The sequence below is a fragment of the Paenibacillus sp. FSL R7-0345 genome, from assembly GCF_038595055.1.
GTDB lineage: Bacteria > Bacillota > Bacilli > Paenibacillales > Paenibacillaceae > Paenibacillus_AQ.
Map to the genome: position 1 here is coordinate 436,232 of NZ_CP152002.1, position 12,576 is coordinate 448,807.

Genomic DNA, 12,576 nt, shown 5'->3' on the forward strand with positions numbered 1-12,576 from the left:
TACCCGGGGTCGTCCCAAGAAAGCCAAAGACGGTTTTAAGACTGCCGGATCTGTCCTTATTCCGCTTTCCGCGGCTTCCAGCGAACCAGCCATCTTTCTGCCAGGGCGATGATGGCGAACAGTACAAGGCTTAGTAACACAATAATGGCAATGGCGACAAACACGTTATCCGTGCGGTAAGCCGATTTCTGCAGCAGCATGTAATAGCCGAGCCCTTTGTCCGCGCCGATCCATTCGGCGACGACGGCGCCCATTACAGCGTAAGTGGCGGAGATTTTGACGCCGGAGAACAGGGAGGGTAATGAGCCGGGCAGCTCCAGCTTGGTAAAGATCTGCCACTTGCTTGCACCGGCCATCTTCATATAGTTCATCATCATCCGGTCGCTCTGCGCAAGGCCGCCCATAGCAGCGACTGCGACCGGAAAGAAGCAGACGAGCGTAATCAGCACAATCTTCGGCAGCAGCCCGAAGCCGAACCAGATGACCAGCAGCGGTGCGAGTGCGATGGACGGCACATTCTGGCTGAGAATCAGCAGCGGGTACAGCGCACGCTTCAGCCAGGGCAGCAGATGCAGCAGCAGGGCCACGATCAGCCCGACGCCTGTGCCGATCGGGAAGCCGATCAGTGTAAGGCGCAGCGTAGCAGCGGTATGCGACCAGATGCTGGCGGCGTTATCTGCTGAAGACCGGGCAATCGCCCCGGGTCCCGGAAGAATCCACGCTTCAATGCCGAATGCGGATACGGCCAGCTGCCAGATCCCTAAAAACAAGACGACCGCCACTAAGGGCGGCCAGATTTGCCTGAAGTACGGTCTCAACGGTATTTCTCCGTCAGCTTGTCCATGCTGATGCCGTTCGGATTATGGGCGATTTTGATCTGGGAGATGACGCTTGGGCTGCCGGCTGCAACCAGCGCCTCATGCATCTGGCGGACAACCTCCAGCAGCTCGGTAATTTCGCCTTCCATTGTTGTTTCCAGCGGATTCACCTGATGTTTCACGCCGGATTGCTGGATCACTTCAATCGCTTTGTCTACATAAGGAATGGAATCCTCACCGTTTGGTGTTTTAGGGATTACCTGAATGCTTAACAGTGTGTTTGCCACAATAATCAACCCTCTCAGTGTATTGGAAATGCAGCTTGCTTCAAATTATATTTACTCCGCCGGCAAAAACTCGTTGGTAAACGTGCTGTCCACATCCAGCGGCTGATCCAACAGCTTCAGGCCGTACATCCAGTCGGCGTAATTCTGCCAGACTTCAGCCTTCTGCTCGCCCCAGCGGGCGGCATCGTCCGTATATTTCGGGCTCAGCCATTTCTGGCTGGCCAGGACAAGCTCAGGATCAAGCTCAGGTACTGCCTTGCTCAGGATGGCGGCTGCTTCCTCAGGCTGGTCGATGGCGTACTGGTAGCCTTTTGACGTAGCTTTCAGGAACGCTTTTACCAGCTCAGGCTGTTCAGCGATTTGTTTTTCACTGGTTGTAAGAACCGGAGTGTAGTAATCAAGCTGCGGCGCGTAGTCCTTGAGGTACAGCATATCCAGCGGCTCGCCGCGCAGCTCGGCCTCAATACCGGTCCAGGCATAGAAGATCCAGGCGAAATCAATGTCGCGCTTTACGGCAGTGAAATAGTCGGCTTCACCGATATTCACCAGCTTGACCTTCTTCACATCGCCGCCTTCCGGGTCCATGATCGCTTTCATCGCCGCTTCTTCAGCCGGTGATCCCCAGCCTCCGTAGGTTTTGCCTTCAAAATCCTTGGGTGATGTGATGTTACGGTCCTTCGGTGCTGCAAATCCTGAAGTATTATGCTGAATGATGGCAGCAATGGATACCAGCGGCACATCCTGCAGACGGGCCAGCGTCAGCGCTTCCTGGGCACTGATACCGAAAGCGGCTTCGCCTGAGGTCACCATCGTATCAGCCCCGGCCGCACCCGGCTGGACAATCTCGACGTCAAGGCCTTCTTCCTCGTAATACCCCAGTTCCTTGGCCGCGTACAGACCGGTATGGTTCGTGTTTGGCGTCCAGTCGAGCGCGACCTTGATCTTGGTCAGTGCCGCTGGGGCATTTGCGGCTGCTCCAGCGGATGCTTCCGGAGAAGCAGCTGCGTTCCCTCCATTACCTGCATTCGTTCCGTTGTTGCTGCCGCAGCCGGCAATGGCCAGGGCCAGTACACAGGTCAGGCTGAGCATTAAGTTTTTTTTGACTCCCATTTCTCTTTGTTCACTCCTTCCAGCAATCCCTAGTCTTCCAGTTTCTAAATCTGATATGCAAAAAAAGCGCCCCGATCATCGGGACGCCAGTCATTTGCGCAAGGTTGCAGGCTCCGGCCGCAGGGGACCGGGGAGCAGTTATGAATTCCTACGCTGGCATTATCCAGATCAGGTATAAGGGTCAGTATCTTGCGGGATACAATCTCAGCCGGCCAATTCCAGCACCCCTGGTTCTATGAAGTTATCGGGTATTGCTTATTCTACGCTGTATTATAGACGCACCGGCTGGGGTTGTCCAGTAGCAATCTCCCTACTCATTGGAGTAATACCGCTTTCTGCGGCGGCGGCGGATGCCGTTCCACAGCTGCTTCATTGTCAGGAAAAGGCTGACGGCAATCCCTGTAAACGTAAGGAACAGCGCGAAATACTCAAAAGGCGAATACTCTGTCATTTTGCTCCAGTCAATCGGTGCCTTCAGGTCCTCAATGACCTGGTTCATTCCGTAAATACCGCTGACAACCGTAAATACGGTAAGGATCATCAGCAGCGTATCCTGACGTTTAGCCTGAAATTTATCCTGGTACTGGAACAGGTCATCCAGCGTCATTTTGACCTCATCGAATAGGGCATCATTGCCGTAAACCCTCCGCAGCTGGAAAAAAATCTCCCGGCCCTGAGACTGCGAAATAAGCTCCATAAAATAGAATTTGGCCGAAAATTTATTTATGAGGAAGATCAGGCTCTCAATTTCATCGTAGTCACGGTTAATGCGCAGACGGGAGTGCAGATTGGACAGTTTCAGCAGCACAATTTTGTGGAAAATACTCAGCAGCAGCCCGTAATAATATTCGCCGTACATCTGGTTGATCAGCTTGGTGGCAGTTTCGGGTTTGGCTCTGCTCAGGCAGCAGAAGGTCTGCTCGTTGGTCATATAATAAGTGTCGGGACCCCATCGGTTGTAGGAATGCTCCCGGCAGTAGCCTTTGATATAATCAGGATCGCTTGCGCTCATATATGGATTGCCGCCTCCATCCAGACCGTCCAGCTGGGAGGCGCGGAATCTCAGCCGGATATCAAGGTCTTCTTCGTCCCCGTCAGGAACAAATCCGTAAAAGGCCTGAACCGTCATCCGCTCATCAACGAAAAAAGGCAGGGTTTCGAAATAGGCGCCATCCAGCTCTGACTGGTCCAAAAACGGTTTAAGGCTGGGTACGAGGTACTCGAACACAAAATCTTCGACCTGCTCATAGGATACGTCACCGTTATGAACGGAGGTTCCCTTATCCCGCAGGTTAGCGTCCTCCAGGGTACGGAACCGGTCGGCGAATTCCAGCGCTACGCTGAACGGCAGCTTATCCTCCTCAATGCGCACCCGTATGGTCACAAAACCCAGCTGAAACGGACAGAGAAATACATCAGTGGACAGCACCCGGAAAGCGATGGAGCGCCCCGGCATCTTAAGCGTACAGTCCAGATTGTTTACCTTGGAGAAGCGGCGGAAGGAATCCTTATCCTTCTCTCTCGGGAAGAGTACATGAGCGGCAAAGGGGAGATAGCTGCGCTCCATTTTTTCATGGGATACACAGTAGCCTTCCCCGTAATAGGCATCTTCAAGCTCCTTGTTATCCAGAAAAAAGCGCGTGAAGCTATCCTGCTTCAGCTGGCTGATCAGTTTATTGTCTTCGCCTCCCTTAATGGAGAAAGGAAAGATAAATTGCAGCAGTGCTGTATGTAGTTCCGGTTCGGTATCCGCGGATAAAAGCTTAGTCATAAACAGGTTCCACCTTATGTTCAAGATAGTAGTACATTATATTATTACCCGGATTCAATGTGAATGAAGGGGGTACACTATTGTAAGCACAATTTTTATGATAAATCCAAACTGCGAATGCGGGTATAGGAATTTATATCTGCATGATTTCTGAAAGGAGCTATCTTGTCAATGAATAATAATGAGCTGGAGCAGACGATCATCAAGACACTAGATGACAACAAATTCGGGTCCTTCGGCACGATCGAAGCCGGCAACAAACCTAAGGTGCGTTACATGGCGGTATTTCATGACGGACTGAATATTTACCTGGCTACTAATCGCAAAACGCATAAGGTAGAGGAGCTGCAGGATAATCCGAATGCTTTTCTGCTGCTTGGATATGAACAGGGCGGCGGCAAGGATGTATTGGAGATTGAAGCCAGAGCCTCCGTTACCAAGGACGACAGCCTGCGTTCCAAGGTCTGGAACAAATCGCTGGAGGAGTGGTTCAAGGGACCGGATGATCCGGATTATGTCATTCTGGAGCTTACACCTACACGGATTGAATATATGGGTAAAAATAAAGAGCACGGCGTCTGGCAGTCCGGAGTTACTTCAAGTAAATAAACAGGCTGTTCAAGACAATGAAGCAGACAGGTTTTGACAGAAGAAAAAAATCCAGCCACCCGCAGACTCCGGTCTTGGCGGGTGGCTTTTTGAGGATGCAGCAGCATAGTTGAAAATTGGTAAATCATGATATAATGGCTACACTAAGGTTCGACATTTGATGATAGGGAGGATGTCTATGAACTGTAGGGACTGCTCTGCGATAGAGCCGGTGGAGGATGAAGGGGAAATAAGGTTCCGGCCGTGTACCTTTGTGCTTGCCTCCGCCATAAGAGCTGCAGGCGTGGAGTTCACAAGCGTAAAGAATACAGGAAAGATTTCGTACACTTCCAGGGAAGCGCTGTTTGAGCTGCTGAAGCTGCTGGAAATTCTGCAGAGGCAGACGGATAATCAGCTAAAGCTGTGCATCAGCGGTAAGTCATGCAGCGTGACGGCAGAGCGGTGGGTCTCTTTGGAGCAGCTGGAAATAAGATTCGCCAATGACAATCTGATTTCTATCATTTCCAATCATGACTTTACCAGCCACATGCAGCCTATTGTCAATTTTGCCGAAGAGATCGTTGGCTTTGAGCTTCTGCTGCGGCCATTGCCTGAGGGTATTGCTTTTCAGCCTTATGAGCTGTTTGAAATTGCCCGGCAGACCGGGTTTCACGCTTTTCTGGACCGTGCCGCACGGATTTCAGCCATTGAAACGAGTGCAAGGCTGCTGCCCAGGGGCATCAAGCGGTTTGTTAATTTTTTGCCGTCCTCCATTTATAATCCTAATTTTTGCCTTACCCACACCTTTGAGGCCATCGAACGACTGGATCAGGACCCGGAGGATTTTGTATTCGAAGTGGTGGAGACCGAGAAAATCAGCAACATGGAGCATCTGCAGGCGATCTTTACCGAGTACCGGAGACAGGGGATGCGGGTCGCGCTGGATGATGTCGGCGCCGGTTATTCAACCGTGGAGGTTATGTCCAGTCTCAAACCGGATTATGTGAAAATCGACCGGAATCTGATCAGCTATTGCGATCAGGACGACCGCAATCAGAAGATCATTAAGGATATTATTAACCGGGCCGGGTCTTTCGGAGCCAGTGTGCTGGCTGAAGGTATCGAGCGGCGGGAAGAGTTCCAGTACTGCCAGGAGATCGGCATCGAGCTTGCCCAGGGCTATCTTTTCGGCAAACCGGAGGACAAGCCGCCGGCGCGTTTCGGATTTAGCGCATAATGAATCAAGTATATATTCCCCGGAGCGAATGCGGTTTATCCGCCGTCCCGGGGATTATTTGCGAACGGAGAAAATCAGGCATAGATGGAGGGACTATGAGTATTACATTGCTGTATGTGGAAGATGACCGGGAGATCGGCAGCGCTGTTTCTGCAGATCTGCGGGAAAGAAAGTATGCAGTCCGCTGGCTGGAGAGCGGCGAGGGGGCTGCGGAGGCTGCAGTTGGCTGCCAGCTGGCGATTCTGGATGTTATGCTGCCCGGACTTGACGGCTTTACAGTCGGACAGCGGCTAAAGCGGGCCTTTCCGAATCTCCCGGTTCTGATGTTATCTGCCCGTACCTCTATAGATGACAAGCTGCAGGGACTGGAGTTCGCAGATGACTATTTGACCAAGCCATTCCATCCCGATGAGCTGGCCGCCAGAATCGAAGTTCTGCTGAGACGTACCGGTACGGCCGATCCTGCTCCGCTTACCCTGAAACATCTTGTTGTGTATGAGGGAAACAATGTGATTCAGGAGGCGGCAACCGGCCGCGAGATCCTGCTCACCGGCAAGCAATTTCAGATTTTCACCTATCTGCTGCGCCATCTCGGGCAGATCCTGACCAAGGAGCAGATTTATGAGGCGGTCTGGGGCGAGGCCTATATCGAAGGGGATAAGACACTGATGGTACATATCCGCTATTTGCGCGAAAAGCTGGAGCTTGATCCGGCTTCCCCGGAGATTATTGAGACGGTCCGGGGAATCGGCTACCGGGTAAGGGCATGAGCAGGCGGAGGAGCCCGTTTGGACGCCAGCAATCCCTGCTGTCCCGCTATCTGCTGATCATTGTTGCAGCGCTGCTGTTTATCCCGGTCGGGATTCCGCTGACTTTTGCAGGCTATAGCCTGTTTAATCTCCAGACTGTTGAAAAACCGCCGGAAGAATACAAATTGTACTCCAATATCGGGGCCCTGGAAGAGCAGTGGCATCAGGAGGCGCTGGAGCTGTCCGGGCAGACGCCTGCAGCGGTTGACCGACGGCTGGAGGAACTAAGCGGCAGCTATCCGATGGCTTCCATATTCTGGGTGGACGGACAAGGGCGGACCCGAATGATTCATACGCCGGAGGACCCGCAGCTGCAGGAGCAGCTGGGTATAGACCGAATACCTCCGCAGTGGAGTGCGCCGGAAGCCATTGCCTTTATGAAGGAAGCGGCCAGGCAGGACCCGCTGGCCATTGTCGCGTTCGTAGGCGACCGTGCAGATGCCGGAGAGGGCTTTCTGGTTATGCAGATTCCCGAGAAGATTACCGAGGCCTACCGCTTTCAGAGCCTGGGCTCCTGGTATATTTTCATGCTGCTAGCCTTTTTTGCCTTGTTTGTGGCGGTGTCCTGGCTGTTCTTTACCGGAATCCGCAAGCGCCTGCTGCGGCTTCAGACGGCGATGAGCTTTCCGGGAGGCGAGGGACTTCCAGAACCGATCGCGCCCGGTAAAGGAGACGAAATCGGCCGGCTGGAGGAGGCCTTCAACCGTATGGTTGCAGAGCTGTCTGTGAGCCGCCGGCGGGAGGCAGAAGAGGAAGGGCTGCGCAAGCGGCTGGTCGCCGACCTGTCGCATGATCTGCGGACCCCGCTGACAGTAATACGCAGCCACCTCCATGTTCTGGGCAAGGAAGGGTTATCCCGGCGCGGCCAGGAGTCCATTCAACTAATGGACGAGCGGATCGAAAGCCTCAGCGGGCTGATTGATAATCTGCTATCCTACAACCTGCTCAGCAGCGGCCGGGTGACCCTGAACCCTGAGCGCAAGGATGTGTTGCGTATCGTACGGGAAAGTGCAGCTGCCTGGTACCCTCTTTGGGAAAAGGAAGGGTTCGAGGTGGATATCAGCCTGGAGGGGGAGCCCTTATACTGGATTGTCGATGAGAGCTGGTTCCGGCGGATTCTCGATAATCTTTTTCAAAATATTGTCCGCCACGCGCGCAGCGGAAGGTATGTCGGCATAGACATTGTGGTGCGTGAAGAAGGGCAGGCTATTGTCATCTCTGACCGGGGCCGGGGCATGGACAGTTCACCCGGGTCAGCGGGTGCCGGGCTTGGCCTGTCGATTGTTGATCTGCTGCTGAAACGGATGGAGCTGGTATCGGAGACAGACAGCTCTGCGCAGGGGACAACGGTTACAATCCTTCAGCTGCCGGAACGAAATTTAAACAAAATTTAAACTTGCTGCAGCCGCTGCTTTAACCTCGGGACGTTATAGTGGATACCGAGGTGAATGACTAATGAAATCAACTGTAATCAAAACGAGCGGATTAAGAAAAGTATATCGTGGCCGGGCTGCGGTGGAGCATCTGGAGCTGAATATCGGACGGGGGCAAATCTACGGCTTCCTCGGACCCAACGGCGCCGGCAAAACGACGACCATCCGCATGCTGCTTGGGCTGATCAAGCCTACTTCCGGAGAGATCGAAATCTTCGGCCGGGAGCTGAAGAAACACCGGCTGCAGATTCTGCGCAGGGTAGGCTCGCTCGTGGAGTCGCCGTCTTATTACGGGCATCTGAATGCAGTAGACAATCTGGAGGCAATCCGCCGGATTCTGGATGTTCCCAAGTCCCGGATTGCCGAGGTGCTCGATATTGTCTCCCTGACCGGTGAAGAGAAGCGGCCGGTTAAAGGCTTTTCGCTGGGGATGAAGCAGCGTCTGGGAATTGCCGCCGCCCTGCTGGGCAGTCCGGAGCTGCTGATTCTCGATGAGCCGACCAACGGGCTTGACCCGTCCGGCATTCAGGAGATCCGGTCGCTGATCAAGCGGCTCCCTGCGGAGCACGGGATTACAGTGCTCGTCTCCAGCCATCTGCTTAGCGAAATTGAGCAAATGGCCGATACCGTAGGTATTATCCGCCAGGGCAAGATGGTGTATCAGGATACGATTGCCCATCTGCAGGAACAGGCCGCCGGTGATCTGCGGCTGGCGGTATCCGAGCCGGAGGCTGCACTTGAGCTGGCGAAGCGGCGGGGCTGCGGCGGTTCGCTGCAGGAGAGCCGGATTGTTCTGCCGCGGATGAGCGATGCCCGTGTAGCGCTGCTGATCAAGGAGCTGGTGGAGAACGGGCACGCGGTCTACCGGGTGGAGGAACGGCGGCAGTCCCTGGAGCAGTTCTTCCTGCAGGTCGTTGAGGGGGGAGCCTCATGATGTGGCGGGCGCTGTCGGCGGACTGGCTCAAAATACGCGGCAAGGGCCTGTGGTTTCTTGTCTTTCTTGGACCGCTTGGCCTCACTGCGATGCAGGGGCTGAATTTTGGCATCCGTTATGATTATTTAAAAGGGCAATATCAGACGGATCTATGGGGCGGACTGCTCAGTAATGTAGCCGGCTTCGTGCCGATCGCCCTGTATCTGGGCGGTACGCTGATCTGCTCCCTGATTGCGAATGTCGAGCATCAGATGAGCTCGTGGAAGCAGCTGCTGGCGCTTCCGGTTTCACGCGTCTCCGTCTTTATGGCCAAGCTGCTGCTCTGCCTGCTGCTGCTGGCCTGCTCCTGTCTGCTGCTGTCTGCAGGGACACTCGGCCTGGGGCTGCTCCTTGGCTTCGGCTCCCAGCCGGTACCTTTTGCCGATATCCTGCGGCTTGGGCTGGCTTCTTACGCCGGTGCGCTGCCGGTCATTGCACTGCAGCTGTGGCTCTCCCTCTCCAGCCGCAATCAGACCTTTCCGGTAGCTGCCGGCATTACGCTGTCGCTGCTCAGTATCTTCTCCATGTACCTGTCCGAATGGATGCCGCTGACCTGGCCGGCCCTTGCCTGGGAGGCAGAGTCACCGTGGCTGTTCATCACAGCCGGCCTGCTGCTTGGCCTGCTGGTGATTCTGCCGGGAGCGCTGCATTTCGCGCGAAAGGATGTGGATTAAGATGCTGAGATTCTGGAGAATTCTCTCTGCCGAGAGACTGAAGCTGTCCAGGTCCTCTATCTGGCTGCTGGTAGTGATCAGTCCGGTAATAGCACTGCCGGTGGGAGCATTGGCCGATATGCGGCAGGACGGGGTGGCGGTATCCTGGCAGGTGCTGCTGAATGTCATGTCCCTGATGCATGCCCTGTTATTTCTTCCTGTGCTAACAGGACTGTTCGCGGCGCTCATCTGCCGGTCTGAGCATAGTGAAGGCGGCTGGAAGATGCTGCTGTCGCTTCCTGTAACACGAACATCGCTGTACCTTGCGAAGTTTACTATCATTATGCTGCTGCTTGCTCTTGTCCAGCTGCTCTTTCTGGCGGCGTTGCTGGGCATGGGGATGTACCGCGGGGCAGAGGGACCTGTACCCTGGCCGCTGCTATTCTCAAGCGTGCTGGGCGGCTGGTTTGCCTGTCTGCCGCTTGCTGCGCTGCAGCTGGGTGTCTCCCAGGGCTGGAGCAGCTTTGGTGCACCGCTTGCGCTCAATGTAAGCCTGACGATCCCCAATATACTGGTCGTCAACTCGGCTACGTATGCGCCTTATTATCCCTGGGCCCAGCCGCTGCTGGCTATGTCACCTTTTGGAGGGGACGAGTTCGGGGCCTTCGTTCTGCCCGCTCAGACGCTCATGCTGGTCGTGTCCGTCAGCCTGATCTTATTTCTGGGGGCCGGCCTGCTGGCCTTCCGGCACAAGGCGGTTTAAGCGGTTGCTAGCCGAAACCCGAAACCTCTCGTCCCTCCGGCTCTTCGGTTATCTCAATGGACATTGTCGGGAGTTTTTATTATAGTTAATCGTAGAGAATCTTATTAATGACCGGTGTGACCGGGAAGCTTGATTAGGAGGGCGGAAGCATGGAGCCGGCAGCACTTGAAGAATGCGATAACACCTGCAGCGGTTCGGAGCTGGGGCCGGAGACAGCGGAGCTCATTCTGCCAGACCGGGGAACCACGGACAAAATGGCCGAGATGTTCAAGGCGCTCGGCGATCCGACAAGAGTGCGGATGATCTACGCTTTATCGCAAAGAGAGCTGTGCGTGCACGATTTGTCCACTCTTCTTGATATGGGACAGTCGGCGGTATCCCATCAGCTCCGCTATTTGCGGAATCTGCGGATTGTAAAGCGCCGCAAAGAAGGCAAAACGGTATATTATTCGCTGAACGACGCGCATGTCGAGCAGATTTTTCTGCAGACACATGAGCATATCCGGCACGAATAGAGCAGCTGCATACAAGAAACCGTCCTTAGGGTTATCAGCCCCGGGACGGTTTCTTTTGCGTTCACACTTTTAAATCCTCATGCTGCATAGCGGAGTTTTCGACCTGCAAAGTTACATGCCGGATGCCATACTGCTGCTCTATAAGCTTGACGGCCTGCTGCAAAATATCCTGATGACTGCGGCTGTCCTCAATCAGCAGATGTCCGCTGAGCGCGTCCAAACCGGAGGTGATGCTCCAGATATGGAGATCATGGACATCCAATACACCATCGATGCCTAGGAGTGTAGCGCTGACAGCTCCGGAATCCACAGATTGAGGAGCACCCTCCATCAGAATGTGAAAAGCCTGCTTCACCACGCCCCAGGCGCTCCGCAGAATCAGCAGCGCCACAATTACGCTGATGATCGGATCGGCCATGTACCAGGAGAACAGCGACATAACCAGACCAGCCAGCAGAGCGCCGACAGAGCCGAGAGCATCACTGACGATATGCAGATAGGCGCTGCGGATGTTGATGTTCTCATGTCCGCTGCTCTTACGCAGCAGTGACCAGGCGCTTACAAGGTTGGCCAACAGGCCGATGGCAGCGATAATCATCATGGTGCCGCTGGCGACTTCAGGAGGGGAACCGATGCGCTGGAAGGCCTCCCACATTATAAAGCCGGAGATCACAAACAAGGTAACCCCGTTAAACAGGGCGGCCATAATTTCAAACCGGTAGAACCCGTAAGTATTTTTGGCAGAGGCCGGTCTGACGGCAAAAATCATGGCAACCAGGCTTAATGCCAGCGAAGCGGTATCACTGAGCATATGCCCGGAATCGGAAAGCAGCGCCAGGCTGTCGGTAACCAGTCCCCCGAAAAACTCGAGCAGCATAATGCCGCCGGTGATAATTAAGGCGATCAGCAGGCCTTTCCGGTCGGCCGGGGCGTGGGCATGGGTATGTCCGTGAGCATGACTGTGCTCATGAGTATGGTCGTGCTCTGTTTGATTGCTTTCAAGTGTATGGTCGTGCTCTGTGTGCTTATGTCCTTTAAGGTAACTATGCTGCATTTGGTTGTGTTCATTAGAGTTGCTGTGTTCAGTATATGTATGATCAGATGAAAAACGGTTTCCAGTTTGACTGTTACCTTGAGCATGTTCATTCTCTGTGCGGTGTTGCTCAAGGTGATGGGCGTCTTCGTTTATACTGACAGCTTCGTCAATTGAATCTTGCTTAAGAGCTGAAGGTCTGTGATTGTCATGGCGGGTATTATTCTGCGGCGAACTACTATTAGCTTTTCCGTTGCCGGGGTGGCGGTTTGGATTCATAAAAAAGCCCCTTCCTGGATTAACATATGAATAACTGCTCATATGTTAATCTTATCCCTGTTATGGCAGAATTACAAGCTGCCGTCAGTTATTATTTTTACTTAACTGCACTCTGTACAGCTAAAACGCCTATTTTTCTTAACATCAGCTATTTAACTGCACAGAATACAACTATGCTGATTACCATCTCGACAAGTTTGCACTACGGAAGATTGCTGGCCGCTAGATACTGAGGATTCGCAGTTTGAGCAGTGAGATAAATATCTTCTATATCATCACAGCAAATGGGCATATTATGCAGAATCTG

The 12,576-nt window shown here is 53.7% G+C and carries 13 protein-coding genes and 1 riboswitch; of the genes, 8 read left to right on the forward strand and 5 right to left on the reverse strand.

Features of this window, described 5'->3' with window-relative positions; translation table 11 throughout:
* Positions 1–56: 56 nt before the first annotated feature.
* From NST84_RS01895 to NST84_RS01910, 4 genes are all read right to left on the reverse strand, one after another.
* Complete coding sequence (locus NST84_RS01895) at positions 57–818, reverse strand: ABC transporter permease (RefSeq protein WP_342563986.1); 762 nt, start codon at positions 816–818, stop codon at positions 57–59.
* Positions 815–1,105, reverse strand: a complete 291-nt coding sequence (locus NST84_RS01900; protein ID WP_068723642.1) for a thiamine-binding protein — start codon at positions 1,103–1,105, stop codon at positions 815–817. Before NST84_RS01900 ends, NST84_RS01895 begins: the two co-directional genes overlap by 4 nt.
* 51 nt (positions 1,106–1,156) lie before the next feature.
* Positions 1,157–2,215 (reverse strand): ABC transporter substrate-binding protein, encoded by a 1,059-nt coding sequence (locus tag NST84_RS01905; protein ID WP_342563987.1) that lies wholly within the window; start codon positions 2,213–2,215, stop codon positions 1,157–1,159.
* 130 nt (positions 2,216–2,345) lie between these two features.
* A riboswitch (TPP riboswitch) is annotated at positions 2,346–2,454 on the reverse strand.
* Positions 2,455–2,525: 71 nt separating this feature from the next.
* Positions 2,526–3,986 (reverse strand): hypothetical protein, encoded by a 1,461-nt coding sequence (locus NST84_RS01910; protein WP_342563988.1) that lies wholly within the window; start codon positions 3,984–3,986, stop codon positions 2,526–2,528.
* 171 nt (positions 3,987–4,157) lie between these two features.
* Here NST84_RS01910 and NST84_RS01915 point away from each other — a divergent pair, with 171 nt between their 5' ends.
* The 8 genes from NST84_RS01915 to NST84_RS01950 all read left to right on the forward strand — a co-directional run bounded on the left by NST84_RS01915 (position 4,158) and on the right by NST84_RS01950 (position 10,957).
* The gene (locus NST84_RS01915) at positions 4,158–4,595 is read left to right on the forward strand and encodes a pyridoxamine 5'-phosphate oxidase family protein (RefSeq protein WP_342563989.1); all 438 of its coding nucleotides are present in this window, start codon (positions 4,158–4,160) and stop codon (positions 4,593–4,595) included.
* A gap of 178 nt (positions 4,596–4,773) precedes the next feature.
* Complete coding sequence (locus NST84_RS01920; protein WP_342563990.1) at positions 4,774–5,811, forward strand: EAL domain-containing protein; 1,038 nt, start codon at positions 4,774–4,776, stop codon at positions 5,809–5,811.
* A 95-nt stretch (positions 5,812–5,906) separates the two neighbouring features.
* Positions 5,907–6,581 carry a response regulator transcription factor gene (locus tag NST84_RS01925; RefSeq protein ID WP_342563991.1) on the forward strand — a complete coding sequence of 225 codons (675 nt, stop codon included), beginning with the start codon at positions 5,907–5,909 and terminating at the stop codon, positions 6,579–6,581.
* Positions 6,578–8,014, forward strand: a complete 1,437-nt coding sequence (locus tag NST84_RS01930) for a HAMP domain-containing sensor histidine kinase (RefSeq protein ID WP_342563992.1) — start codon at positions 6,578–6,580, stop codon at positions 8,012–8,014. Before NST84_RS01925 ends, NST84_RS01930 begins: the two co-directional genes overlap by 4 nt.
* Positions 8,015–8,075: 61 nt before the next feature.
* On the forward strand, positions 8,076–8,987 hold the full coding sequence (locus tag NST84_RS01935) for an ABC transporter ATP-binding protein (RefSeq protein ID WP_342563993.1): 912 nt from the start codon (positions 8,076–8,078) through the stop codon (positions 8,985–8,987).
* Positions 8,984–9,700: an ABC transporter permease gene (locus NST84_RS01940; RefSeq protein ID WP_342563994.1), complete on the forward strand. Its 717-nt coding sequence runs from the start codon at positions 8,984–8,986 to the stop codon at positions 9,698–9,700. The genes NST84_RS01935 and NST84_RS01940 overlap by 4 nt, the downstream gene beginning before the upstream one ends.
* Position 9,701: 1 nt before the next feature.
* Positions 9,702–10,442, forward strand: a complete 741-nt coding sequence (locus NST84_RS01945; RefSeq protein ID WP_342563995.1) for an ABC transporter permease — start codon at positions 9,702–9,704, stop codon at positions 10,440–10,442.
* A gap of 149 nt (positions 10,443–10,591) precedes the next feature.
* The gene (locus NST84_RS01950) at positions 10,592–10,957 is read left to right on the forward strand and encodes a metalloregulator ArsR/SmtB family transcription factor (RefSeq protein WP_342563996.1); all 366 of its coding nucleotides are present in this window, start codon (positions 10,592–10,594) and stop codon (positions 10,955–10,957) included.
* A 61-nt stretch (positions 10,958–11,018) separates the two neighbouring features.
* On the opposite strand, the gene NST84_RS01955 is transcribed toward NST84_RS01950, so the two are convergent.
* Positions 11,019–12,011, reverse strand: coding sequence for a cation diffusion facilitator family transporter (locus NST84_RS01955; protein WP_342563997.1), 993 nt, complete (start codon positions 12,009–12,011; stop codon positions 11,019–11,021).
* Positions 12,012–12,576: the final 565 nt, after the last annotated feature.

Coding starts and splice junctions, on each gene's coding strand:
- NST84_RS01905 (WP_342563987.1), bottom strand. CDS start 2,215: ATGGGAGTCAAAAAAAACTTAATGCTCAGCCTGACCTGTGTACTGGCC.
- NST84_RS01945 (WP_342563995.1), top strand. CDS start 9,702: ATGCTGAGATTCTGGAGAATTCTCTCTGCCGAGAGACTGAAGCTGTCC.
- NST84_RS01940 (WP_342563994.1), top strand. CDS start 8,984: ATGATGTGGCGGGCGCTGTCGGCGGACTGGCTCAAAATACGCGGCAAG.
- NST84_RS01925 (WP_342563991.1), top strand. CDS start 5,907: ATGAGTATTACATTGCTGTATGTGGAAGATGACCGGGAGATCGGCAGC.
- NST84_RS01935 (WP_342563993.1), top strand. CDS start 8,076: ATGAAATCAACTGTAATCAAAACGAGCGGATTAAGAAAAGTATATCGT.
- NST84_RS01910 (WP_342563988.1), bottom strand. CDS start 3,986: ATGACTAAGCTTTTATCCGCGGATACCGAACCGGAACTACATACAGCA.
- NST84_RS01930 (WP_342563992.1), top strand. CDS start 6,578: ATGAGCAGGCGGAGGAGCCCGTTTGGACGCCAGCAATCCCTGCTGTCC.
- NST84_RS01950 (WP_342563996.1), top strand. CDS start 10,592: ATGGAGCCGGCAGCACTTGAAGAATGCGATAACACCTGCAGCGGTTCG.
- NST84_RS01955 (WP_342563997.1), bottom strand. CDS start 12,011: ATGCAGCATAGTTACCTTAAAGGACATAAGCACACAGAGCACGACCAT.
- NST84_RS01915 (WP_342563989.1), top strand. CDS start 4,158: ATGAATAATAATGAGCTGGAGCAGACGATCATCAAGACACTAGATGAC.
- NST84_RS01920 (WP_342563990.1), top strand. CDS start 4,774: ATGAACTGTAGGGACTGCTCTGCGATAGAGCCGGTGGAGGATGAAGGG.